22 protein-coding genes are annotated in these 24,431 nt (G+C 67.3%); 8 read left to right on the top strand and 14 right to left on the bottom strand.

Annotated elements, in window-relative coordinates:
- The first annotated feature begins 38 nt into the window (after nucleotides 1-38).
- Nucleotides 39-536, top strand: coding sequence for a recombination regulator RecX (recX, locus tag BLR05_RS06505; RefSeq protein WP_092832996.1), 498 nt, complete (start codon nucleotides 39-41; stop codon nucleotides 534-536).
- A 6-nt stretch (nucleotides 537-542) separates the two neighbouring features.
- Here the strand turns inward: recX and BLR05_RS06500 are convergent, their stop codons facing one another.
- The 7 genes from BLR05_RS06500 to BLR05_RS06470 form a co-directional block, all read right to left on the bottom strand.
- Nucleotides 543-2,927, bottom strand: a complete 2,385-nt coding sequence (locus BLR05_RS06500) for a DUF1631 family protein (RefSeq protein ID WP_092832995.1) — start codon at nucleotides 2,925-2,927, stop codon at nucleotides 543-545.
- A 151-nt stretch (nucleotides 2,928-3,078) separates the two neighbouring features.
- Nucleotides 3,079-4,032 (bottom strand): protein translocase subunit SecF, encoded by a 954-nt coding sequence (secF, locus tag BLR05_RS06495; protein ID WP_092832994.1) that lies wholly within the window; start codon nucleotides 4,030-4,032, stop codon nucleotides 3,079-3,081.
- 16 nt (nucleotides 4,033-4,048) lie between these two features.
- Nucleotides 4,049-5,947, bottom strand: a complete 1,899-nt coding sequence (gene secD / locus BLR05_RS06490) for a protein translocase subunit SecD (RefSeq protein ID WP_092832993.1) — start codon at nucleotides 5,945-5,947, stop codon at nucleotides 4,049-4,051.
- Between the two features lie 182 nt (nucleotides 5,948-6,129).
- Entirely contained in the window at nucleotides 6,130-6,462 is a 333-nt protein-coding gene (yajC, locus tag BLR05_RS06485) for a preprotein translocase subunit YajC (RefSeq protein ID WP_092832992.1), read from the bottom strand.
- A 188-nt stretch (nucleotides 6,463-6,650) separates the two neighbouring features.
- Nucleotides 6,651-7,505: a hypothetical protein gene (locus tag BLR05_RS06480; protein ID WP_092832991.1), complete on the bottom strand. Its 855-nt coding sequence runs from the start codon at nucleotides 7,503-7,505 to the stop codon at nucleotides 6,651-6,653.
- 38 nt (nucleotides 7,506-7,543) lie between these two features.
- The gene (locus BLR05_RS06475) at nucleotides 7,544-8,122 is read right to left on the bottom strand and encodes a hypothetical protein (RefSeq protein WP_225979024.1); all 579 of its coding nucleotides are present in this window, start codon (nucleotides 8,120-8,122) and stop codon (nucleotides 7,544-7,546) included.
- A gap of 63 nt (nucleotides 8,123-8,185) precedes the next feature.
- On the bottom strand, nucleotides 8,186-11,761 hold the full coding sequence (locus BLR05_RS06470; protein WP_092832990.1) for an indolepyruvate ferredoxin oxidoreductase family protein: 3,576 nt from the start codon (nucleotides 11,759-11,761) through the stop codon (nucleotides 8,186-8,188).
- 176 nt (nucleotides 11,762-11,937) lie between these two features.
- Here BLR05_RS06470 and BLR05_RS06465 point away from each other — a divergent pair, with 176 nt between their 5' ends.
- The 3 genes from BLR05_RS06465 to BLR05_RS06455 all read left to right on the top strand — a co-directional run bounded on the left by BLR05_RS06465 (nucleotide 11,938) and on the right by BLR05_RS06455 (nucleotide 13,923).
- Entirely contained in the window at nucleotides 11,938-12,414 is a 477-nt protein-coding gene (locus tag BLR05_RS06465) for an Lrp/AsnC family transcriptional regulator (protein ID WP_013596925.1), read from the top strand.
- Between the two features lie 223 nt (nucleotides 12,415-12,637).
- On the top strand, nucleotides 12,638-13,516 hold the full coding sequence (locus BLR05_RS06460; protein WP_092832989.1) for a DUF6402 family protein: 879 nt from the start codon (nucleotides 12,638-12,640) through the stop codon (nucleotides 13,514-13,516).
- Nucleotides 13,516-13,923: a hypothetical protein gene (locus BLR05_RS06455; RefSeq protein ID WP_092832988.1), complete on the top strand. Its 408-nt coding sequence runs from the start codon at nucleotides 13,516-13,518 to the stop codon at nucleotides 13,921-13,923. The genes BLR05_RS06460 and BLR05_RS06455 overlap by 1 nt, the downstream gene beginning before the upstream one ends.
- Here the strand turns inward: BLR05_RS06455 and BLR05_RS26490 are convergent.
- A complete protein-coding gene (locus tag BLR05_RS26490; protein ID WP_167361207.1) occupies nucleotides 13,907-14,197 on the bottom strand; it encodes a hypothetical protein in 291 nt (96 codons plus the stop codon). The two genes, BLR05_RS06455 and BLR05_RS26490, sit on opposite strands and share 17 nt — an antisense overlap.
- Nucleotides 14,198-14,300: 103 nt before the next feature.
- Between BLR05_RS26490 and BLR05_RS06450 the strand changes: the two genes are divergently transcribed.
- A complete protein-coding gene (locus tag BLR05_RS06450) occupies nucleotides 14,301-14,669 on the top strand; it encodes a hypothetical protein (RefSeq protein ID WP_225979025.1) in 369 nt (122 codons plus the stop codon).
- A 163-nt stretch (nucleotides 14,670-14,832) separates the two neighbouring features.
- Nucleotides 14,833-16,557: an MFS transporter gene (locus tag BLR05_RS06445; RefSeq protein WP_092832987.1), complete on the top strand. Its 1,725-nt coding sequence runs from the start codon at nucleotides 14,833-14,835 to the stop codon at nucleotides 16,555-16,557.
- A gap of 30 nt (nucleotides 16,558-16,587) precedes the next feature.
- On the opposite strand, the gene BLR05_RS06440 is transcribed toward BLR05_RS06445, so the two are convergent.
- The 4 genes from BLR05_RS06440 to mltA form a co-directional block, all read right to left on the bottom strand.
- Nucleotides 16,588-17,829: a hypothetical protein gene (locus BLR05_RS06440; protein ID WP_092832986.1), complete on the bottom strand. Its 1,242-nt coding sequence runs from the start codon at nucleotides 17,827-17,829 to the stop codon at nucleotides 16,588-16,590.
- Between the two features lie 100 nt (nucleotides 17,830-17,929).
- On the bottom strand, nucleotides 17,930-18,856 hold the full coding sequence (locus tag BLR05_RS25740; RefSeq protein ID WP_143015867.1) for a hypothetical protein: 927 nt from the start codon (nucleotides 18,854-18,856) through the stop codon (nucleotides 17,930-17,932).
- Between the two features lie 20 nt (nucleotides 18,857-18,876).
- The gene (locus BLR05_RS25735; RefSeq protein WP_143015866.1) at nucleotides 18,877-19,410 is read right to left on the bottom strand and encodes a hypothetical protein; all 534 of its coding nucleotides are present in this window, start codon (nucleotides 19,408-19,410) and stop codon (nucleotides 18,877-18,879) included.
- Between the two features lie 111 nt (nucleotides 19,411-19,521).
- Entirely contained in the window at nucleotides 19,522-20,694 is a 1,173-nt protein-coding gene (gene mltA, locus BLR05_RS06435; RefSeq protein WP_225979026.1) for a murein transglycosylase A, read from the bottom strand.
- On the opposite strand from mltA, the gene BLR05_RS27470 reads away from it, so the two are divergent.
- Both BLR05_RS27470 and BLR05_RS06430 read left to right on the top strand, forming a co-directional pair.
- Nucleotides 20,693-20,827, top strand: coding sequence for a hypothetical protein (locus BLR05_RS27470; RefSeq protein ID WP_264080735.1), 135 nt, complete (start codon nucleotides 20,693-20,695; stop codon nucleotides 20,825-20,827). The genes mltA and BLR05_RS27470 overlap by 2 nt on opposite strands.
- 152 nt (nucleotides 20,828-20,979) lie before the next feature.
- A complete protein-coding gene (locus BLR05_RS06430; RefSeq protein WP_092832984.1) occupies nucleotides 20,980-21,636 on the top strand; it encodes a YiaD family glycine zipper/OmpA-like lipoprotein in 657 nt (218 codons plus the stop codon).
- A 19-nt stretch (nucleotides 21,637-21,655) separates the two neighbouring features.
- Here the strand turns inward: BLR05_RS06430 and BLR05_RS06425 are convergent, their stop codons facing one another.
- Complete coding sequence (locus BLR05_RS06425; RefSeq protein ID WP_092832983.1) at nucleotides 21,656-22,285, bottom strand: response regulator transcription factor; 630 nt, start codon at nucleotides 22,283-22,285, stop codon at nucleotides 21,656-21,658.
- Nucleotides 22,285-24,426 carry an ATP-binding protein gene (locus BLR05_RS06420; protein WP_377778366.1) on the bottom strand — a complete coding sequence of 714 codons (2,142 nt, stop codon included), beginning with the start codon at nucleotides 24,424-24,426 and terminating at the stop codon, nucleotides 22,285-22,287. Before BLR05_RS06420 ends, BLR05_RS06425 begins: the two co-directional genes overlap by 1 nt.
- Between the last annotated feature and the right edge of the window lie 5 nt (nucleotides 24,427-24,431).

Raw genomic sequence — 24,431 nt, 5'->3', positions numbered from 1 at the left:
CCGCTTTTCGCGGCGTGCCGGCGCGGCTTGCGACTCCCATGGGTCTTTCTTCCCCCCTCTCCCTCAAGGGCCGCGCGCTGCACCTGCTGGCGCAGCGCGAGCACTCGCGCTCCGAACTGGAGGCGAAGCTCGCGCGGCACGTGCAGGAAGGCGACGACCTGCACGCAGTGCTGGACGAACTCCAGGCCAAGGACTTCATCAATGCCGCTCGCGTGGCCGAATCCGTGGTGCACCGCCGTGCGGCACGGCTGGGCACGCAGCGCGTGGTGCAGGAGCTGCGGTCCAAGGGGCTGGACGATGCGCTGGTGCGCGAGACGGCCGAGCGCCTGCGCGGCAGTGAGGCGGCCCGCGCCCTCGCCGTCTGGCGCCAGCGCTTCGGCACGCCCCCGGAAACACCCCGGGAGCGGGCACGCCAGATGCGCTTCCTCGCGGCGCGCGGCTTCCCGGGCGACGTGGTGCGGCGCGTGGTCGGCGGCCGCATGGAGGCCGACGACGGCCTGGCGCCGTCCGGCCTGGAAGCACCGCCGGACGAGTGACAGCGGCTACCCCAGCAGCCGTTCCGGATTCGCGTCGATCTTGGCGAGCGCGTCGCGCGTCGCGCGCATCGTGAGAGCTTCCTCTTCCTGCGGCACCAGCAGGCCCGATTGCAGATAGGCGGCCATCCGCCGCAACTGCAGCAGGTAGCTGCTGCCGTCCGGCGCCGCGAAAAGATGCAGCTGCCGGCGCTCGCTGTGCCATGCGTACTGCACCTGCGCCGAGGCGCCGTTGTGGTCCAGCGTGAACCACGCCCCCAGCTGCAGCTCGCGTGCCCAGGCCACCATGGCCTCGTCCACGGGCGTGCCGTTGTCCGCCGCGACGTGGATGGACGAGGCATCGATGCCCAGCATCATTTCCAGGTAGTCGGCATCGAGCGGCATGTCGCCCAGCGTGGCGTCGCTCATGTAGTCCTCGAGGTGGTCCAGGCGCCGGGCCATCGCATCGATGTGCGCCTGCGGAATGGAAGCCGTCTTGGAGAGAAAGGCGTCGGCGAGCGTGTCGGTGAGGATCTTGATGTGCACGTCCTGCGGCGCACCGGTCACCCCCAGCAGCTCCATGCCCTGCCGCAGCCGCTGCAGCAGCCCCGGCAGGCTCTGGATGACCTGGGCGCGCTCCGCCCGCTGGGGCTTGGCGCTGGCGGCCCACACGAGGTCGGTGGCCGCCCGCTTGAACGCGGCCGTGTCCGCATGCTGCGCCCCGCTGCGCACGGCCGACAGCGCCAGCACTTCGGCCCAGGTTTTGAACAGGAAGCTGCGGATCTCGTCGCGCACCGGCATGTCCTTGAGCAGGTTGCGCAGCTCGATGGTGTACTGGATCGCCATCGTCTCCTTCTGCTCCACCTGCTGCGCCACGCTCACGATGCGCGAAGTGGCCTGGGGTGCCGTGAGGAACCGCGAAATGAAGGCCTCGAACTCCGCCAGCACCAGCTGGAACACCCGCTGCCCCGTCTCCGGGTACTGCTCGATCACCTGCACCACGCGCCGGATCTCGGCCTCCAGGGCGCTGCCCTGGATCGCCGCGGTGTCGAAGCCCAGGACCACCCCGCCCATGCGGTCGATGAGCTGGCGGGCCGGGTGTGCCATGTCGCTGAAGAATTCGGGTTCGGCCAGGGCCACCCGCAGCACGGGAACCTGCAGGCGTGCGAACCACACGCGCACCGCGGGCGGGATGCGGTCCTCGCTCAGGATGCTCTGGAACATGAGCGCGACCACCTCGATGATGGCCTTCTCGCCCGGCGTTTCCGCCTTGGCCTTGAGCTCCGCGGTACGCTCGCGCGCGGCGCCGGCCACCTGCACCACCGCGGCGGGGCTGTGGTAGTCCAGGACCAGCGTGGCGATCTCGCTTTGGTAGAAGCTGTCGGCCATCAGCCGCTGTTCCGCCAGGGCCTGCTGCAGCGCAGCGGAGGCGGGCGCCGCCGGAGCAGGGGCCTCCCCCCCGGTACCCGCCGCGCGCCCGGCAACGGAGGGGTTGAATGCGGCGATGGCCGGCTGCACGAGAATCCTGCGCAATTGCCCCATCACGCCTTGCGCGCGCTGGCGCGCCCTGGCCAGCGGCGAACCGTAGGCGGCGGCCTGTGTGCCGGCGAAACCCGGGCCCCCGCCCTGCATGGGCCCCATCGGCCGGGAAGGAGCGCGCAGCCCGCCGCCGGTGGACGGGTCCCCGGCCTGCGGCATGGCCCCCATTCCGGACGCCGACGCCGGCCCCAGCCCCCCCTGCACCGTCGTGCCTCCCGTACGGCGCACGCGCGAACGCAGGTCGTCGTCCGGCCGCACGCCCTGCTCCTCGAAAAAGCGGACCAGGGCCTCGTACTGCGCGAGCACCAGCGCCCCAAGGGCGCGCTGCAACGGCTCGAGCAGGGCCTGCAGGTCCGCGCGCAGCAGGCCGCAGGCCACCCACGGATCCACGAGATGCAGGGCCAGGACCTCGGGGCGCAGGAGGTCGCGTTCGCCGGGCTCCTCGCCTTCGAGGTGCTGCAGATGCCTGCGCACCGCGTCGAAGGCGGGACCGGCCCGCTCCGCCACGGACAGGCCGATGCGGGACGCGAGAATCTTGTTTTCCACCACGTCGTCGCTCACCAGCTCGAGGCCCGCGAGCGAAAGGCCGCCGGACAGCGCGGCGCTGCGCGTGCTGGGGAGCGTGGTGGCCGCATCGCGCAGCGACCGGGCCGCGCCGGCGACCCACGCACCATGGAACTGCTGGTAGCGCATCCACAGGTCGCGGCGCTCCTGCATGACGCGCTGCGTCGCCGTCAGGCCCATGAGGTGGCCGGTGAACTCCTGGAGCTCGGCATCCAGGGCGGGCAGGCCTTCACCCAGCCCCTCGATGAAACGCTGGCGCCCCAGGCGGGCCAGGCGCCTCGCATTCGACGGGAAGGTGGACGAAGTCTCCATACGCCGCGAATTATGAGCGCGAGGCAGGCCCGCCGGTGTGTGGGAATTCGCAGACTTCCAACGGACGATCCGCCCCGCGGAATTCCATCGATGCAAATGCTAAACCGGCCGCCTCCGGCGGCCCGTCGGTGCCCGGAATGCGGTGCCGAGCTCAGACCGCCGCCCCGGCGTTGGGGTCGTTGGGGTCGCCTTCCTTGCGGGCCGGGGCCTTCACCAGGTCTTCGCGCTTGATGCCCAGCCACATGGCGATGGCGGCGGCCACGAACACCGAGGAATAGATGCCGAAAAGGATGCCGATGGTCAGCGCGAGTGCGAAGTAGTGCAGGCTCGGCCCGCCGAAGAAGAACATCGACAGCACCATCGCCTCGGTGGACGCGTGGGTGATGATCGTGCGGCTCATCGTGCTCGTGATGGCATGGTCGATGACCTCGTGTGTGGTCATCTTGCGGTACTTGCGGAAGGCTTCGCGGATCCGGTCGAAGATCACCACGGATTCGTTCACCGAATAGCCCAGCACCGCAAGCACGCCAGCCAGCACGGCCAGCGAGAACTCCCACTGGAAGAAGGCGAAGAAGCCCAGGATGATGACCACGTCGTGCAGGTTCGCGATGATGGCCGCGACGCCGAACTTCCATTCGAAGCGGAAGGCGAGGTACACCACGATCCCGACGACCACCATGGCCAGCGCCATGAGGCCGCCGTGCACGAGTTCCTCGCCCACCTGCGGGCCGACGAATTCCGTGCGGCGCAGCGTGACGCCCGGGTCCTGCTCCTTGAGGGCCCCCATCACCTGCTCGCTCTGCTGCGCCGAGGTCGCCCCCTTCTGCACGGGCAGGCGGATCATCACGTCGCGCGAGGTGCCGAAGTTCTGCACAATCACGTCGGAATAGCCCAGCCGCGAGACCGCCTCGCGCACCTTGCCGGTGTCGGCCGCCTGGGTGTAGGCCACCTCCATCACGGTGCCGCCCGTGAACTCCACCGACAGGTGCAGCCCGCGCGTGACGAGGAAGAAGACGGCCAGCGCGAAGGTGATGAAGGAGATCGCGTTGAAGACCAACGCGTGCTTCATGAAGGGGATGTCTTTTTTGATGCGGAAGAATTCCATGGCGTCTTCCTTCGGGTCAGTTCGTCTTGGCCGGCGCAGAGGGTACCGCCGGGGTGTCGGGACCGGGCTTCCACACCTGGCCGATGGACACGCTCTTGAGCTTTTTCTTGCGGCCGTACCAGAGGTTCACCAGGCCGCGCGAGAAGAACACGGCCGAGAACATGCTGGTCAGGATGCCCAGGCAGTGCACCACGGCAAAGCCGCGCACCGGGCCCGAACCGAAGGCCAGCAGCGCGAGGCCGGCGATGAGCGTGGTCACGTTGGAGTCGAGGATGGTCGCCCAGGCGCGCTCGTAGCCCGCATGGATGGCCGCCTGCGGCGCGACGCCCGCGCGCAGCTCCTCTCGGATGCGCTCGTTGATCAGCACGTTCGAGTCGATGGCAACGCCCAGCGCGAGCGCCATGGCGGCGATGCCGGGCAGCGTGAGGGTGGCCTGCAGCATGGACAGCACGGCGATCAGCATGAGCACGTTCACCGACAGCGCGATGGTGGAGAACACGCCGAACAGCGCGTAGTACACGCACATGAACACGGCGATGGCCACCATGCCCCAGACCACGCTGTGGATGCCGCGGCTGATGTTGTCGGCGCCCAGGCTGGGGCCGATGGTGAATTCCTCGATGATCTCCATCGGCGCAGCCAGCGAGCCGGCGCGCAGCAGCAGCGAGGTGTCGTTGGCCTCGGCCGTGGTCATGCGTCCGGAGATCTGCACGCGGCCGCCGCCGATCTCGGAGCGGATCACCGGGGCCGTCACGACCTCGCCCTTGCCCTTCTCGAAGAGCACGATGGCCATGCGCTTGCCGATGTTCTCGCGCGTGATGTCCTTGAAGATGCGCGCGCCCTTGGCGTCGAGCGTCAGGTTGACGGTCGGCTCCTGGGTCTGGCCGTCGAAGCCGGGCTGCGCGTCGGTGAGGTTCTCGCCCGTCAGGATGACCTGCTTCTTGACGATGATGAACTGGCCGCTGCGATCGGGGTAGCGCTCGCTGCCGAACGGCACCGGGCCGGAGCCCCGCTCGGCGCCGCGCGCCTCGGTGCTCTCGTCCACCATGCGCACCTCGAGCGTGGCGGTGCGGCCCAGGATGTCCTTGGCCTTGGCCGTGTCCTGCACGCCGGGCAGTTGCACGACGATGCGGTCCGTGCCCTGCTGCTGGATCACCGGCTCGGCCACGCCGAGTTCGTTGATCCGGTTGTGCAGCGTGGTCATGTTCTGCTTCAGCGCCTGGTCCTGCACCTTGCGCAGGGCCTCGGGCTTGATGGTCGCGCGCACGATCACGCCGTCGCCGCCGGGGCTGGACGTGGCCACGAGATCGGGAAACTGGTCGGAAATGAGGTTGCGCGTGGCCGTGGCGGCGGCCTCGTCGCGCAGGCGCACCTCGATGGTCTGGCCGTCGCGGTTGATGCCGCCGTGGCGGATGTTGCGGTCGCGCATGAAGGTGCGCAGGTCGCCCGCAAAGGACTCGGCCTTCTTGGTGAGCGCCGCCTGCATGTCCACCTGCAGCATGAAATGCACGCCGCCGCGCAGGTCCAGGCCCAGATAGACGGGCTGCGCGTGCAGCGCCGTGAGCCATGCGGGCGAACGGGAGACGAGGTTCAGCGCGACGATGTACTGCGGGTCGGCCGCATCGGGCACCAGGGCCTTCTGGATCACGTCCTTGGCCTTGAGCTGGGTGTCGGGCGTGTCGAAGCGCGCGCGCACCGAGTTGCCGTCGAGGCTCACCGTGTCGGGCGTGATGCCGGCGCCCTGCAGCGCCTCCTCGACGCGCCGCTGCAGCGAGGCATCGACCTTGACCGAGGCCTTGGCCGAGGAGACCTGCACCGCGGGCGCCTCACCGAACACATTGGGCAGGGAATAGAGGATCCCCACGAGCAGCACGACCACGAGGATCGCGTACTTCCAGACCGGATAACGATTCATGATCGCGCTCTTATCATCTCAGTTGACCACGGCGTGCCGCACCACCGGCGGCGCCTGGAGTTGGAGCGGCGCAGGCCAGCAGACGCCGCGCAAGGGCCGCCCCGCCGCGCTGGCGTCGTCCCCCTTCCCGCGCGCAGCGCGAGAGAAGGGGGAAGCGGCGCAGCCGCTCAGGGGGTTGCCCCTCACTTCACCGTGCCTTTGGGCAGGACCTGGGACACGGCGCTGCGCTGGACCTGCACTTCCACGCCCGAGGCGATCTCGATGTGCAGGAAGCCTTCGGACAGGCGCGTGACCCGACCCAGGATGCCGCCGGCCGTCGCCACCTCGTCGCCCTTGGCGATCGCGTCGATCATGGCGCGGTGCTCCTTCTGGCGCTTCATCTGGGGCCGGATCATGATGAAGTACAGCACCACGAACATCAGCACCAGCGGCAGCATGCTCGTGAGCGAGGACATCATGCCGCCAGCGGGCGCGGCGGCCGGGGCGGTCTGGGCGAAGGCGGAAGAGATAAACACGGCTACAGGCTCCGGTGAAAAGAGGGTCGTCCGGCCCGTTCGCCGGACCGATCGTGCACGCAGCGGCGCATGGGCGCCTGCCGCAGGGCAACAGGCGATTGTATGCGGCGCGTTTCAGCGGCCTGGTGGCATAACCCGTGGGCCGTTGGGTTATGCAGGGGCCGAGCCGTATCCGAGGCACGGAAGGCTCAGCGGCCAGGGATGCGCAGGCGCCTGTGCGTGAAGAAGGTATTGCCTCCCACGGTTTTGAACTCCACGAAGTCGGGCGAGGGGGCCCCGGAGTCGTCCGTCCGCCATCCAAACAACCCTGTCGGGCTGGGATCTGGTGGCAGCGGCTCCGTTGCAGCCAAAAGCGCGGCCTCGTAAAACGCCACGTATTTCGCATGCCAGGCCGTGTTGGTGGCATCGTTGACGATGGCCATTCGGGCATCTATCAATTCCTGCTTCCCGCTGGCAATCTGCGGGTAATGCTGGAAACCGGCAAATTGCACCTGCCCTCGGTCACTGGCAGTCACGATGTCCCGGATATTTCGGGCGCCGGCCGCCATGAACTCCTTGGCGCTGCCGGAGCCCAGCCGGTTGGCGATCACCCTGCGCATCATGCGCATTCCGTCCATAGCCGCATCCGGCCCTCCAATCCCGGCCCTCGTCCACTCCTGGGGCGCAGGCACCTCTACGAGGAAGAGCCGCACCAGAAGGCCAGCATCAGACTCAGGGCCGGGCAGACGCACCACCTTCTTCACCGTGACGCTTACCAGCGCCGGCGTGATCGTCAGCACAGAGGCGCTGGCGCCGCGCTCGGACTGGAGCATGAGCTTGGCATTGCCGGCATTGCGCGCGGCCACCGTGAAACCCCACGCATCCGCTCGGCTGTTGTGCGTCGTGCCCGTGATCTCCAGCACGTTGGGGTAATCGCTCACTGCCGCCAGCGTGTAGCGCTTGTCTATCTTCTCCAGCTTGACGCGCAGAACATTGCTCTCGACGAGAGTGATCGTACCCGGCACGGGATTGCCGTGCATGTATTTCAGGATGGCATTGGCCACGGAAACTCCCCCTCGGATATCCGCGATTTGTTTTCTACTTATTGCTTCGGCACGGGTGGCTTGAACGCCGGTATCCGAACCGTAGTCCCTGCACGCCGGCACTGCATGAGTATTCGATCGACCCACGACCGGCTCACCAGGGATGTACTGGTGCCAACATCCGTATCCGTTGGTACGACATCGGTCTTCAGATTCACGACGCCAGTGGCATAGGCCAGCATCCGGCCCTCCGTGTCCGGGTCCATCCTGTCAGGTACGTACGATTGCCCTGATCGAACGCGGTTTATCCGATGCACGGACTCGCCTTCGTACCAGATCATGGACAGCACACTCGTGCCCGGCTCCGATGTATCGGGCCTGTCCAGCCGCCTCTGCACGAAACAGAAGGTGTTCGCATGCGATGTGCTGGCCTTTGCAGCCAAAAACGAACGCAATGCGGCCCGGCTTGGCATCCGCCGCGGATCGGGCCGGGAGAACGCCGGATCGACGGGCACGCGGGACGATTCGGATGCTGCAACCGCGGGCAGCGCAACGCCTCCTAGCGACGACGCTACCGCCAGCGACAAAGAGAGCGCCCGTGCGATGCGTGCAGGGGTATGGCGCGGAATGATTCTCATGGATAGCCGCTCCTCCGGAGGACACTATACGGCCGGCGCAGTTCCGCCGCCCCCCGGGATCCCTCAGGCACTCTGCCGCAGCGCCACCTCCACCGGACCGCCGCGCCACCGGGCCATGAGACCGGTCCACTGCTTGCGGGCCTTTTGCAGGTGCTGCTCCTTCACGTGGCCGTAGCCGCGGATCTGTTCGGGGATGCGCGCGATCTCCACCGCCAGGGGCAGGTTCTCCGCCGTGAGCCCGGCCAGCAGCTCTTCGATGCAGGCGCGGTATTCCTGGATCAGCGCGCGCTCGGTGCGGCGCTCCCCGGTGCGGCCGAAGGGATCGAACGCCGTGCCGCGCAGGCCCTTCATCTTCGCCAGCACGCCGAAGGCCTTGTGCATCCAGGGACCATAGGCCTTCTTCACCAGCTCGCCGCGCTCGTTCTTCTTCGCGGTGATCGGCGGCGCGAGGTGGTGCACCACGCGGTAGTCGCCTTCGAACATGCCGGCGATCTTCCCGGTAAAGGCGCTGTCGGTGTGCAGGCGGGCCACTTCGTACTCGTCCTTGTAGGCCATGAGCTTGAAGAGGTAGCGGGCCACGGCCTCGGTGAGGCGGGTGGTGGAGCCGAAGCGCGCCTCGGCTTCCTGCACTTTCTGCACGAAGGCCCGGTAGGTGGCCGCGTAGGCCGCGTTCTGGTAGCCCGTGAGGAATTCCTCGCGGCGCGCGATGATCTCGGCAAGCGCGGGCTTCTTCGCGAAATGGATGACCTGCGCCGTCTGGAAAAGCGCGCGCACCCCGGCCAGGTCGTGCGCGCAGCGGCGGCCCCATTCGAAGGCAGCCTTGTTGTTCTCGACCTGCACGCCGTTGAGCTCCATGGCGCGCATCAGCGCGGCGCGGGACAGCGGCACGCGGCCTTTCTGCCACGCATAGCCCAGCATGAGGGGGTTGGTGTAGATGCTGTCGCCCAGCAGCTGCACCGCCACCTCTTCGGCATCGAAACTGCCCAGCAGCTCCTCGCCCACGGCCGAGGCAATGGCCGTGTTGCAGTGCTGGCCCGGGAACTGCCAGTCGGGGTTGTTCACGAAGGATGCCGTGGGCGAGCCATGGTTGTTCAGCGCCACGAAGGTACGGCCCGGCTGCATCGCGGCCATGGTGGTCTTGAGCGAGGCGACGATGGAGTCGCAGCCGATGATGAGGTCGGCCTTGGCGGTATCGACCTTGGTCGTGTAGATGGCTTCGGGCCGGTTGGCGATCTGCACGTGGCTCCACGTGGCTCCGCCCTTCTGGGCCAGGCCGGCGGCGTCCTGGGTGATGACGCCCATGCCTTCCAGGTGCGCGGCCATGCCCAGCAGCGAGCCGATGGTGATCACCCCCGTGCCGCCGACGCCGGCCACGACGATGCCCCAGGCGGATTCGGCCGCGGGCAGCACCGGCTCGGGCAGTGGCGGCAGCGCCGACAGGTCGCCCTTCTTTTCCTTCTTCGGCTTCCTGAGCGTGCCGCCCTCGACGGTCACGAAGCTCGGGCAGAAGCCCTTCAGGCAGGAATAGTCCTTGTTGCAGGTGCTCTGGTTGATGCGGCGCTTGCGGCCGAACTCGGTCTCCAGCGGCTCCACCGACAGGCAGTTGGACTGCACGGAACAGTCGCCGCAGCCTTCGCAGACCAGTTCGTTGATGACCACGGTCTTGTCGGGCGTGGCGAGCGTGCCGCGCTTTCTGCGGCGGCGCTTCTCGGTGGCGCAGGTCTGGTCGTAGATGATGGCCGTGCAGCCGGGGATCTCGCGGAATTCGCGCTGGATGCGGTCCAGCTCGTCGCGGTGGTGCACCGTCACGCCCTCGGCGAGCTGCACGCCGTCGTACTTGGCGGGCTCGTCGGTCACGATGACCAGTCGGGCCACGCCCTCGGACTTCAGGCTGTTCATGATCTGCAGCACCGAGTGGCCCTCGGGCCGCTCGCCCACCTGCTGGCCGCCGGTCATGGCCACGGCGTCGTTGTAGAGCACCTTGTAGGTGATGTTGGTTCCGGCGGCGATGCTCTGGCGGATCGCCAGCAGGCCGCTGTGGAAGTACGTGCCGTCGCCCAGGTTGGCGAAGACGTGCTTGTCCAGCGAGAACGGCTGCTGGCCCACCCAGGTCACGCCTTCGCCGCCCATCTGCGTGAAGGTGGAGGTGTTGCGGCCCGGCATCCAGTTGACCATGTAGTGGCAGCCGATGCCGGCCACGGCGCGCGAGCCCTCGGGCACGCGGGTGCTGGTGTTGTGCGGGCAGCCGCTGCAGAACCACGGGGTGCGGTCGCCGGTGTCGGCCGTGGTCCCGGCGAGCGAGCGCTCGCGCGCGTCGATCACGGAAAGGCGAGCGTCCATGCGCGCCACCACGTCTTCTGACACGCCGAGCTTCTTCAGCCGCTTGGCGATGGCGCGCGCGATGATGGCGGGTGTCAGGTCGGCCTTCGGGCGCAGCAGCCAGTTCTGGCTCGGGTTGGCCATGCTCCACTCGCCGCCGGAGTTGTCTCCCTCCACCTCGTCGAACTTGCCCAGCACGTTGGGGCGCACGTCGGCGCGCCAGTTGTAGAGCTCTTCCTTGAGCTGGTATTCGATGACCTGGCGCTTCTCCTCCACCACCAGGATCTCCTGCAGGCCCTGGGCGAAATCGCGCGTGATGGTGGCCTCCAGCGGCCAGACCACGTTGACCTTGTGCACGCGGATGCCCAGTTGCCGGCAGGTGTCGTCATCCAGGCCCAGGTCGATCAGGGCCTGGCGGGTGTCGTTGTAGGCCTTGCCGCTGGCGATGATGCCGAACCGGTCCTGCGCCCCTTCGATGACGTTGTAGTTGAGCCGGTTGGCGCGGATATACGCCAGGGCCGCATACCACTTGTAGTCCATGAGGCGCGCCTCCTGCTCCAGCGGCGCATCGGGCCAGCGGATGTGCAGGCCGCCGGGGGGCATCGCGAAATCCTCGGGCAGCACGATGTTCACGCGGTCCGGATCGACCGAGATGCTGCTGGACGACTCCACCACTTCCTGGATGGTCTTCATGCCCGACCACACGCCGGAGAAGCGGCTCATGGCGAAGGCATGCAGGCCCATGTCCAGGATCTCCTGCACGCTGCTCGGGAAGAACACCGGCAGCCCGCAGGCCTTGAAGATGTGGTCGCTCTGGTGCGGCGCGGTGCTGCTCTTGCTGATGTGGTCGTCGCCCGCGATGGCGATCACGCCGCCGTGCTTGGCGGTGCCGGCCATGTTGGCGTGCTTGAACACGTCGGAACAGCGGTCCACGCCCGGCCCCTTGCCGTACCAGATGCCGAACACCCCGTCGTACTTCTTCTTGTCGGGATAGAGATCCAGCTGCTGCGTGCCCCAGACGGCCGTCGCGCCCAGCTCCTCGTTCACGCCGGGCTGGAAGACGATGTGGTTCTGCGCCAGGTGCTTGCGGGCCGCCCAGAGCGCCTGGTCGTAGCCGCCCAGCGGGGAGCCCCGGTAGCCGCTGACGAAGCCGGCGGTGTTGAGCCCGGCCATGGCGTCGCGCTGGCGCTGCAGCATGGGCAGGCGCACGAGGGCCTGCACGCCGCTCATGAAGGCCCGGCCCTCCGGCAGCGTGTATTTGTCATCCAGGGACACTGTTTCCAGGGCGCGGCGGATGTGCTCGGGCAGCGGGGCGTTCATGAATGTCTCTCCATCATCGTCGGGGGTGCCGCGGCCTCGTGGGCGCGGGCAGGGCGGCGCGCCCGGTGGGGCGGGCTTTGCTTGCCAGTGTAGGCAGGACGGCCGGATATGTCCTTTCGTTTCCATGCCGTGTTTACCCTCGTTTCAGAAAGATCCTTTCTGAAAACAATAAGGAAATGGAAGAACTCGACAAATTCGACATCGCCATCCTCGCGGAACTGCAGGCCGACGCACGGCTGACGAACGCCGAACTGGCGCAGCGCGTGGGGCTCTCTGCCGCGCCGTGCTGGCGGCGCGTGCGGGCCCTGGAGGAGGCCGGCTTCATCAAGGGCTACCACGCGGAGATCGACCGCCACCGGATCGGCCTGGGCGTGCTGGCCTTCGTGCGGCTGGATGCCGACCGCAGCACCGGCGGCCTCACGCGCGAGATGGAAGAGGCCATCGCCAAGATCCCCGAGGTGGTCGCCTGCCATTACATCAGCGGCACCGGCACCTTCGAACTGCAGGTGGTGGCGCGCGACCTGGAGAGCTTCTCGCAGTTCGCGCGCGGCGTGCTGCTGAACCTGCCCAACGTGAAGGACATGCACACGAGCTTTTCGCTGGGGGAGGTGAAGGCGGGAGGGGCGCTGCCGCTGGCGCATTTGCGCCGATGACGATGCGTTTGAATCATCGCCGCAAAGCCATGCGCACTTTCTGAAAAGTCATATGGATGGCAGGCAATAGGGTCTGCGTAACCACCACGGCCAGCAGTTAGGCTGCCGGACGTTTCAGCCCGGCAGTTGCGTTTCGTAATCATACCGTCGCGTCGTCGCGCAGCGCCGGGCTTAGTTGCCTGCAGAATCCGGCGCCGAAGAAAGACACCGGGGGAAGAGGCATATGAACGATATCGTCCGTTTCGATAGCGAGCGCCTGAGCGCGCAACTGGAAGCGAAGCTGCCGCCGAAGGTTCGGCGGTTTCGGTTGGATGACATTCCGGGGGTGATGCGCTCGCGTCTGGAGTGGCCGGTCGCGGCGGCGTTGATGGAGCGGTGGTTCAGGGGAGCGGCGTTTGTGATGCCAGAAACCACCAAAAGTGGGCAGCGATACTTGAGCCATCTGAGTTCCTCGCAACTGGAAGAAAACATGGTCACCATGCAATGGGCATTGGGCTTTGCCCGTGTACGGACTGCGGTGTCGGCATTACAAGCGCGATGGAATAGCCCTGCCGGGATAGAGCAACTTAAGAGACGTATCGAACAGCAGATGAGCGGCCCAGCCTCGCAACGTTGGCGCTTCGGCAATCTGAACCAGCCGGCCAAGGTCCTGGATGGCACCTGCCAGGTGAATTTCGTGGATGTAGGCCGGTTCGGCGACCCCATGGACGACTTCTACGGCGCCATGGGCGAGGCGACGCTCAAGATCGCGGTGTCGGGCATGGTGACGCCCAAGGGCCTCGGCAAGGTCGCCATCGAAATCGACGAGTTGGCCTTCTACCTGCGGGACTCCTATGACTTCAATGACGACTCATTTCTATCGCAGCCGCTAGGCTTCTGGGGGCCCGGTGGCGTGGCGCGTTTTCTCCCGTCCGCACTGGCGATCCCTGTCACAGAGCAATGGATATACGCCAATGCAGCCGAGGCAGACCGCCAGAGCTATCTGGTGCAGAACCAACATTTCAGGGAATGGCGCGCCCTACATAGGCGGGGTGGAGATTTTATGGTCGTCTCCGACGTGCACCGCGTGCGCCTTCCTTTTTCGATCCAGATGGAGTGGTGATGAAACTGTCCAACCTCAAGAACGTACCCTGCATCGTCTGGTGCCTGGGCCTGAACGCGATGTTTCTTGCCGCATGGGCTCTGGCAACACCGACTTTGCTCGATGCCGAGAACAGCCCACACCGGGTGTACCGTCTGGAGTTTCACAAGGCATCTTTCCTGCAGCGCATCACGCACCCGAGCTTCAAAATGCCCTATGTAGTGCGGCTCTACCGCATCGAGCCCAAGACCTTGCTGGGTCAGAGTGAAGTAGTCGATCTCTGGCTGAACGGCGAAATCGGTTGGCATCTCGACCCACCAGTGCAGTTCAATAAAGTCTATGTGGGCAGAGATGTCATCTTCAAAAACATCCCACCGGAATGCACGGAAGAGGCGCAGATACCGGGTTGCCCTAATACCAAACCCTGAAGATCGCCCTCTGATGCTTCGGATGCACCGCATGGGCAAGCGCCTTGCATCCCATCCCAACCATGTATGCCCGCAGCACGTCACGTGCCGCGTCCGCATCCCGGGCCGCGCGCTCGGGCAGGTGCTGCGCGCCGTCGGGCAGCTTTCTCCCACTTACCGGCCAATTGCCAGCCGTTTTCAAAGGCCAAAGCAGCGACAACTCCGAGCAGAAAACCATGAGCTCTTCCTCGAAAAATTCTCGCACGGCATACGCCATGGCCTTCATGAGCGCCATGCTTCCACACGCTTCAGCGACTCAAAACCAAGGCGCTTCGCTATGCACGCTCCAAGAAGAACCGGTTTTTGCGTGTACGCTCAAGAACCATAGGACAGTCGCCGTGTGTGCCTCCCACCCACCTGACGGCTCCCCGGGCTACTTGCAATACCGCTTCGGCAAATCCGGGAACGTGGAAATCAACGTTCCGGACAAAGTGGAGAGCGGCGAATGGCGCAGGCAATTCAAGGCCAAACGGCTTTGGTACTCGGCAGGCGGTGGCAACTACCTGCGCGTCGATCGCGGGCAATATGCCTATGTGGTCTTCAGTGCCTTCGGCCGATGGGGCGAGAAAGACGGAGTGATGGTGTGGAAAAGCGGCGCCATGGTGGCGCACCATGCGTGCGTGGGGCCGGCAATGTCGAAACTGGGACCGGATCTGCCATCCCGGTGGGGGATCGGAGAAGACCCCGAGGAACTCGTATTACCGTGACGGAGCGGCTTGCTGCCTCGGCTGCTGTGCCGAGTGAGCCGGAGGCGGCATCCGACGCTGCTCTGTCGCAGCGCATCCGGTCCCGACCATGGGCCGGAATGAAGCCAGGAATGAGGCATGGCCCATGGCGCGTCGGCGTTCTCTCCCGCAGAATCGGAAGGACATGCCACCTCAGCCCCCGCACGACAGTTCCCCCTCCACGTCCTTGCCCCCCGGCCGCCTGATCGAAGACCCGGCCGCCACGCCCGCCGCGCAGGTGGCCGCCACTGCCGAGGCAGCCGCGGCCGCGCAGCTCGGCCAGGATGCCGCACGGCGCGCCGAGCTCTCCCCCCTCGCCCCGCTCGGGGTACCGGTGTTCCGCATGCTGTGGCTCACCTGGCTGGCCGCCAATACCTGCATGTGGATGAACGACGTGGCCGCAGCCTGGCTGATGACCACGCTCACCACGTCGCCCGTGCTGGTGGCGCTGGTGCAGACGGCGTCCACGCTGCCCGTCTTCCTGCTGGGGCTGCCCAGCGGCGCGCTGGCGGACATCCTGGACCGCCGCCGCTATTTCATCGCCACGCAGTTCTGGGTGGCCGCAGTGGCGCTGGTGCTGTGCCTGGCAATCCTCGCGGGCGGCATGACGGCGCCGCTGCTGCTGGGCCTGACCTTCGCCAACGGCATCGGCCTGGCGATGCGGTGGCCGGTGTTCGCGGCCATCGTGCCGGAACTGGTCAACCGTGCGCAACTGCCTGCGGCACTCGCGCTCAACGGCGTGGCGATGAACGCATCGCGCATCGTCGGCCCGCTGCTGGCCGGCGCGATCATCGCCAGCGCGGGCAGCGCGTGGGTGTTCGTGCTCAATGCCGTGCTGTCGGTGATCGCGGGTTTCACGATCATGCGCTGGAAGCGCACGCACATGCCCAATCCGCTGGGCCGCGAGCGGCTCGGCAGCGCGATGCGCGTGGGCGTGCAGTTCGTGCGCGAATCGCCGCGCATGCGCGCCGTGCTCTGGCGCATCTCGATCTTCTTCCTGCACGCCACCGCCCTGCTCGCGCTGCTGCCGCTGGTGGCGCGCGACCTGGAGGGCGGCGGCGCAGGCACGTTCACGCTGCTGCTGGCATCGATGGGTGCGGGTGCCATCGCGGCGGCGATGTTCCTGCCGCGGCTGCGCCAGGCCATGCCGCGCGACACGCTCGTGGGCCGCGGAGCGATGCTGCAGGCCCTCGCCACCTCGGTGGTCGCGATCGCCCCGAACGTCTATGTGGCCGTGCCGGCGATGGTGGTGGGCGGCATGGCCTGGATCACCACGGCGAATTCGCTGAGCGTGTCGGCGCAGCTGGCGCTGCCGAACTGGGTGCGCGCGCGCGGCATGTCGATCTACCAGATGGCCATCATGGGCGCCACGGCGGCCGGCGCGGCCTTCTGGGGACAGGTGGCGTCCGTGACCAGCGTGCACGTGAGCCTGGCGCTCGCCGCGCTCACCGGCACCGCGGCCATGGCCCTGGTGCAGCGCACCGTGGCGGATCGCTCGATGGAGGAGGACCTCAGCCCCTCACGGGCCTTCAAGGTGCCCACCGCCCCCACGACGCCCGAGCAGGGCCATGTGGTGGTGACCATCGAATACGTGATCGACCCGGCCCGGGCCTCGGAATTCCGCGACTCCATGCAGGAGAGCCGCCGCAGCCGCCTGCGCCAGGGCGCGCTCGACTGGCAGCTGCAGCACGACATCGCCGATCCGGCCCGCTATGTGGAGCGCATCGTGGACGAGTCCTGGACGGAACACCTGCGGCGCTTCGACCGCGTCACGGCATCGGACGTGGCGCTGCGCGACCGCAAGCTGGCTTTCCACGTGGCCGACGCGCCGCCGGTGGTGACGCGCTACCTGGTCGAGCTGGAGCGCTGAGCCGGCCGCCGCCGCCTCGCACCAGCCTCCTCACCGCTGCAGCGGCCGCAGGCCGAACCAGCCCCCTTCGGCATCGAACAGCACGTCGTACTGCTGCAGCAGGTTCATGCCGGTGTTCACGAAGGCGGGGCGCCCGAACACCTGCGCAGCCGGGCCCCGGGCAACCGTGGTGCTGCCGGCAGGGCACGTGGAGCGCGTTGGACGGTTGACGAGCACGGCCCGCGGCGCACCGGCCCCGCCCGCGTCGAACGCATACCGGGCCACCGGCGCCTGCGCATCCGGGAACAGCACCTGCACCGGCGTGCCATCCTTGAGTCCGTTGCTGGTGTGGCCCGGACGGCTGGGGTTGGGGATCTGCTGCGTCGGCAACGACGCCGGGTCGGTCACCGTGAGGTACATCTGCGCGATGCCGGTGTCCACGAGTATCGATCCCGCCTCGGGTGCACGGCCATTCACGGATATGGCCATGGACGCCTGCTGCCAGTCCCGCGGGTCGCTGGATGCCGGCTGCCCGCTGGCCAGCAGGCTGCCCGGCTGCAGCCTGGTGGCGCCGAAGCCCGCGGCGTTGGCCGGTGTGAGACCGGCGTGCACGCCGGATTTCGTCACGATGTAGCCGGCATGCACTTCGCCTTCGCGCACGGGCCGGCCGTCGATGGTGGCGAGGTTGAGCAGTGGATTCTTGTCGGGCGTGCCCTGTGGCTGGCCATCGTGCTCGCGCCCGAACCCCACGCCCATGTACACGATCCCCCTGGGCCGGTCCGTGGTCTTCGTGGGCTGCTCGCAGACCGGCTGGTTGGCTTTCTCGTCCCAGCAGGGACAGATCATTTCCTTCTGGACGGCCAGGACGGGCACGCGGGCCACCACCTCGCCCTCCGCGGCGCGGAACGCGAGATCGCGCACGACCCAGCGCCCCACCCACAGCCGCTTGCTGCTCGACAGGAACTCCCAGCCCGCCGGGCCCGCTTCATCGTCGGAATAGCCGGGAAGGTCGGCCGCGGAGATCACCACCCCGGTGGAACCCGTGTCCATCGTGACGGCGAAGTTCCGGGCGGCGGGTTGCGGGCTGCCGGACGGGGTGCGCACCTCGAACTGCAGTTTCGGCGGCCGGGACGCTTCGCCCAGCGGGACGACGAAGGGGATGAAACGCCCGGTGGTGTCCGGCCGGAGAACGGGCCCCGTCGCGGCTGCGGCATTGGCCGGAGCCTGGGCCCAGGCGGCGCTGCAGGCGAGCAGCGCGGCCATGGGGAGGATCGCTGTGCGGATCGGTGTCATCGGTTCTCCTTCCCTGTGGTGTTTTGGAAGGGGCAGACTACACGATATGCATTGTGCGGATGAGACACCGGAAGCCTGCGGGTGTCCGTGCTGCGCGTACTCAGGAAGCCTTCACACGGGAAGCGAATACGCCAGCATCGCGCTGGCGGATGGCCTCCACCATTCGCGGATACACCTCGGCATAGAGCGCAGCCCCCCGGTCTCCGAAACGATCTTGCGCGTCCGATGCGAACAGTACCTGCCGAGAATCAACGCACAAATTCCGGGCAGCGCATGCATTGACGAGATAATCATCTCCCGGGCCATCGCAACCCGGCACGGCCCCGCAGGTAGCCGCCACCCAGGCAATGGCCAGCACACGTTGATCGGCCGCATCGGTATAGGCTTTTCCGGAAAACACGACCGAGGCTCCATCGGGGGCATGGAAGAGCGATCCAGCCAAGTTTTCCATCAGCAGCGGATCGCCGGTGCGGAGCACCCGCTCCAGGACAGGCATTCGCGCCTGAGGATCGCTTGAAAGGCTCGCCCACTCCTTTCCCAGGCGCCGGTATGTGTCATTGGCGATCCTCGGATCCCGGGTCAGGGCCAGCATGGCATCACCCGACAGTTCCTGGTCGATGAATGACGCGCAACGCTCCTCGCGCAGGATCCTGGCTTTTTGTTGCTCTGCAGATTGAGGGATCCAACTGGGCGGAGCAGGCTCGTCACGCACGGATGCGCACCGTAAAAGAATTGTTAGCGCATACAAGCCATTTCCATCCATCGGGCTGCCGACCATTTGATGGAATAGAACCCTGTAGTCCCTTGCCTGCCTCAACAGAACCGTCCATCCTGACTGCCGCTTTTCTTCCTTCTCTGCCGCAGACCCTCCTGGGCTCGGTGCGGTAGGCGCAGGAGCCTGCTCCCTGGCTTCCGGAACAGGCGCCACGACGATGGTCTGCGCCGTCTTTGTTTCCGGCACTCCGCCTCTGCTCTTGAAAGCCAGGTGGTCGATGAGCACGACCACCAGCCCGGCAGCGAACAGCATTCCCAATGCCTTGTAGCTTTTCAACCGCATACGGAGTGATTTTGTACCGCCCCTGCCTCGCCTGCATCTTTGCCTGGCTTCAACGTACCAGGCATGGGGTGTCCTGGCGTGACTGCCGAGAATGTGGAATTCAGGACAGCCCACTGCTCCTCATATCCATCAGCATAGATCACCACAAAAAAACCCTTGTCATCCGGCCTGTTAGATCTGCCCCAGTATGACCAAAAACCGTCGAACACCTTCAACCTCCGATAAACCTGTTCCGCAGCAAGCCACCTGCTTTCCACGGAGCTTTGCGAAGTGACATTCTTCAGGTCTCCGGTGGCACTGCACCGCACGTTGGACGCCTGAATGTAACGCTCGGCACCTGCGACGAGTTGAACATAACCTGGGAAAGGCTCAGGAATACCCACGGAGCCCACCGACTGCGGTCCATACCCTTCAAAACCAAAATCATATATTCCGCTTGCAGTCACCGTGACTACAGGAAGCCCCTGCGAGAATGCGTTTCCGAAAGACAAAAGAAAAAATAGCCATGCCGAGCGCAGAAGCATGCAATCCTCCAGAAATATTCTGGCATTCTGCATGCGGAGGATTATTTTAATAAAATATCTTTGCTTATAAAATGCATCAGTTATATATATACATCACAGACGTCCGCCAAGTTATGGCCTCGGCCACAGCGCCCACAGCCGCAGCCCCTGCTTGAGCCGCCCCGCCAGGTCGCCCGCTTCCTGGCCCCAGCCGGCGAAATAGTCGGCCCGCACGGCGCCCAGGATCGCCGAGCCGGTGTCCTGCGCCAGCACCAGGCGCTGCAGCTGCGCGGTGGGGCCGGCAGAGGCCAGCCAGACGGGCGTGCCGTAGGGAATGCTCTGCCGGTCCACGGCGATGGAGCGGCCCGGGGTGAGCGGCACGCCCTGCGCACCGCGCGGGCCGAAGGCGGCGTCCAGGGCCGGCAGGGGTTCCTCGCGGAAGAACACGTAGCGCGGGTTGGCCCAGAGCATCTCCGGCACGCGCTGCGGGTTCTGCAGCGTCCAGGCGCGGATGCCGGGCCAAGTGGCATCGCGCACCAACCCCTGGTCCAGCAGCCAGCGGCCCACGCTCTGGTAAGGCTGGTCGTTGGTGCCGGCGAAGGCCACGCGCACGAGGCGCACGGAGCCGTCGGGCTCCTGGATGCGCAGGCGTCCCGAACCCTGGATATGCACCACCAGCGCCTCGACCGGATCCCGCACCCAGGCGATGGCACGGCCCGCCAGGGCAGTCTGGGCCTCGGGCAGGGTGTCGATCTGCTGGCGTGTGTACCAGGGCTTGCGCTGCCCGTAACCCGCCGGCAGGCCGTACAGCGGCACGGTGTATTCGTTGCCCGGCGTGCGGCTGGCGTCGAGGTAGGGCTCGTAATAACTGGTGAGCATGCCGTCCGGATTGCCGTCCAGCGACTCGATGCGGTAGGGTTGCAGGCGCGCCACCATCCATTCGCGCTGCTCCTCCGGCGTGGCGATGGAGAGGCGGCGGATCTCGGGGCACAGCTGCGAGAAGGCCGGCAGCGGGCGCTCGCAACTGCGCAGCCATGCGTTCCAGGCCTCGTAGAGCGCGTCGGTGGAGAACCCGGGCAGCTCGGACCAGTGCACCGGAATCCAGCGGCTCTTGGGCTGCGCCATCGGCGGTGGTAGCGGCCCGCCAGGTTCGGGCGGGATCGGCACGCCGGGTCCCGAAGGCAGGGTGATGAGCGGGCCGGAGGGCATGGTGGCTGGCGGCGGAGCGGGCGGCCGCGTGGAGCAGGCGGCCAGCGTTCCTACAATCAGCGCCGTTGTCACCAGGCGCAGGAGACGGAGATTCATGGGGCTGATTTTGCTTGAAGCATTGCTGGCACTCGCCGTGCTCGTCGCCATCGTGTGGTGGACCATGTTCGCGGGCCGCCGCCGGGGCGAGCTGCCTCCGCCGGACAGCCGGCCGCCGGACGACGGAAAGTAGGACGGCGCCTGCAAGGGCAGGCGGCCTCCGCCGGGTCACGGACGGGTTCGGGCACGCGAAAAATGCCTCCAGGCGCCAGCCCGGCCGGCCGCACTCCGCTGCATGGCGGGCCTGGCCACGGCGTCCCACCAAACGACAACAGGAGAATTTCCATGCGCACTTCCCGCACACTCATCGCCGCCACCGCCGCCGTCGTGCTGCTCGCCAGCGGCTGCGCCAACATGACCGATACCCAGCGCCGCACCGCCACCGGTGCCGGCGTGGGCGCCGCCGGCGGTGCCGTCCTGGGTGCCGTGACGGGCGGCAATGCCGGCACCGGCGCACTGATCGGCGCAGGCGTGGGTGCCCTGGGCACCTATATCTGGTCCCAGCACATGGAGCGGCAGAAGCAGGATATGCAGCAGGTGACGCAGGGCACCGGCGTGGTGGTCACCCAGACGCAGGACAACCAGCTCAAGCTCGACATTCCCAGCGATATCTCGTTCGCGACCAACCGCTCCGACATCCAGCCCAATTTCGCCCCGGTGCTGGACCGATTCGCCGAAGGCTTGCGCAACAACCCCAATGCCGAGGTGCGCATCGTCGGCTACACCGACTCCACCGGCAACGACTCCATCAACAATCCGCTGTCGCTCGACCGGGCCACCAGCACGCGCAACTACCTGACCTCCCACGGCGTGAGCGGAGCGCGCATCCAGGTGGAAGGCCGCGGGGCGCGCGAACCCGTGGCCACCAACGACACGGCCGACGGCCGCGCACGCAACCGCCGCGTGGAGATCTACGTGGGCGAACGCCCCCGCCAGGGCTGACACCCCGCGTGCCCCAGGATCAGCCGGCCGAGCGCAGCAGGTTCGCCAGCTCCACGGCCGATTTGACCTGCATCTTGTCGAAAACGCGCGCCCGGTGGACCTCCACCGTGCGCACGCTGATGTCCAGCTGATCGGCGATCAGCTTGTTGGGCAGCCCTTCCACCACCAGGCGCATCACGTCGCTCTCGCGTTCCGTGAGTTCCGCCAGCCTGTGCCGCAGGTCGTTGCGCTGGTGCGCCTCTTCCAGGTGCCGCGCGGATTGCGCCAGGGCCTGTTCGATGCGGTCCACCAGCAGGTTGTCGGAAAAGGGCTTCTCGCAGAAATCGAAGGCACCGCGCTTGACCGTGGCCACGGCCGTGGGCACGTCGGCATGGCCGGTGAGGAAGATCACCGGCATGGCGCCGATCAGACCGCGTTCGGCCAGACGGTCGAACAGCGCCAGCCCGCTCATGCCGGGCATGCGCACGTCCAGCAGCAGGCAGCACGGCTGGCGCGGCACGGGCCTGTCGCCCAGCATGGCTTCGAAGGCCTCTGCACTGTCGAACGACTCGCTGGGTACGCGGCGCGACCGCAGCAGCCATGCGAGCGCTTCGCGCACGCCGGCGTCGTCGTCCACGATGTACACGGTGGCGTTGGAGACGGGTTCCATCAGGCGTGTCGGGGTTCGTTGTCGGTTTCGGCGCCGGCCGCAGGACAGGCCGGCAGGGTGAAGGTGAATACCGTACCACGCGGCGCGTGGGGCGCGTGGCCCAGGAAGCCGCCATGCTGCTCGACCACGGTGCGGCACAGGCTCAGCCCCAGCCCCATGCCCTCCGCGCGGGTGGTGAAGAACGGCGTGAACAGCTTGGCCCCCACGTCGTCCGGAATGCCCGGGCCGGCATCGATCACCTGGAATTCCAGCCACGCATTCTGCGCGTTGGAGGCCGCGCGCCGCACCCGCAGCTCCAGCAGGCGGTGCGGCGTTCCGGGCTCGTCCATGGCCTGCATGGAGTTGCGCGCGAGATTGAGCAGCACCTGCTCGACCATGGTGCGGTCGCAAAGCACGCGGGGCAGTTGCGGCTCCACGCCGATGCGGATCTGCACGCGCAGCTTGTGCGCCTGCAGGCGGATCAGCGGCAGCACGGCATCCAGCAGGTCTTCCGCGGCGACCGGCTCGCGGGTCTGGTCGCGGCGGCGCACGAAATCATGCACGCTCTTGATCACCCGTCCGGCGCGTTCTGCCTGCTGCGCGATGCGCTGCAGGCCCACGCGCACGTCCGGCAGGAACGAAGCCGGGCCGAGGGCGCCCGGCGCGGCATCCGCCGACTCCAGCAGGTTGATCGACCCGGAGGCGTAGCTGGCGATGGCCGCGAGCGGCTGGTTGAGCTCATGGCTCAGCAGCGATGCCATCTCGCCCACGGTGGCCAGGCGCGCGGTCGCCTGCAAACGCTCCTGGGAGGCCCGCGACAGCTCTTCAATGCGGCGTTGCTCGCTCACGTCCAGGAAGGCGCTCATCCAGCCCGTGTGCAGGCCCTGCGCATTGATCAGCGGCGCCTCGAAGATCAGCACCGGAAAGCGCGTGCCGTCCTTGCGCATGAACGTGGATTCGTAGCCCTCGCGCGGCGGAGGATGCTGCCCCGACAGCCGGACCCGCTGGCGGCGCAGGTATTCGTCGGCGAACTCCGGCGGCCAGTAGGGCAGCCGGTCGGCCTGGCCCAGCAGTTCCTGCGCGGAGAAGCCGACCATTTCGCAGAAGGCGGGGTTCACGTAGGTAATGCGCCCCTGGAGGTCACGGGCGCGCAGCCCCGTGACGAGCGAATCCTCCATGGCCTTGCGGAAGGCGAGCGCATCGCCCAGGTCGCGCTCGGCGCGCAGGCGCCGGCGGTTGTCGCGCACCAGCACCACGAGCACGGTGACCAGCGCGATGGACATGGCCGTGACCACGGCCGTGAGCACATTGGGGAAGACGCTGGGCGCGCTGTGCCAGCTGTCCATGCGCAGCACGAGGGCCGTGCCGGGCAGGTCGAAAAGCTGCTGCGTGCTGAACATGCGCGTGCCACGCCGGTTCGCGCCCACCATGGCCAGCCGGGTGCCATCGGCCTCCGTGAACGACACTTCCTGGCCCCGCTTGAGACCGGGCACCACCATCTCCACCAGCACGTTCTGCAGCGAATACGTGGCGACCAGGTAGCCGGTGTTGACCCCCTCGTTCGTCAACGGGATGCACAGCTCCATCATTTCCGCACCCCGGCCCTCGCCCAGGGGCTGGTAGTAGCTGCCCGAATACGAGGGGCCGCCCACGCGCCGCGCGTTGCCGCAGGCCAGGGCGGTGTTGGAGTGCGTGCCGCTGCGGGTTTCCGCATCCCACTGCACGGGCCGGTAGGGCGTCTCGGCATGCGCACGCACGCGCAGGGCGGGGTCCCGCCATTCGATGCGGACCAGTTCGCGGCGGCTGCCCAGGAGCTGGGCGGCGCGTGCCTCCCAGCTGGCGATATCGGGGCTGCCCGCCTGCAGCGCCTGGAGGTTTTGCAGGTTGTGCGTGAAGCCCGTGCGGATGTCGACCACGGCATCGGATGCATCCCGGTCGAGGCGGTTCTGCACCTCGGTGGCTTCATAGCGCCCCGCCAGCCACACCTGCGTGACCAGCATGCCCGCCACGAGCAGCACGAGTGCCGTCCAGAGCGACCAGCGCCGCCATGCGATGTGCCAGCGTCGCCAGGGCCAGCGTGCCAGCGCGCCCGCCGCCGGCGGCTGCAGCGGCGTGGGGCCGGCGGTGTCCGCGCCGGCCTCCGGCGATGGGGCGGTACTCACGGCGG

This window comes from Paracidovorax cattleyae (genome assembly GCF_900104515.1).
GTDB lineage: Bacteria > Pseudomonadota > Gammaproteobacteria > Burkholderiales > Burkholderiaceae_C > Paracidovorax > Paracidovorax cattleyae.
The sequence above is the reverse complement of the archived record's forward strand: the minus strand, read 5'-3'. Positions and strand labels throughout refer to the sequence as shown.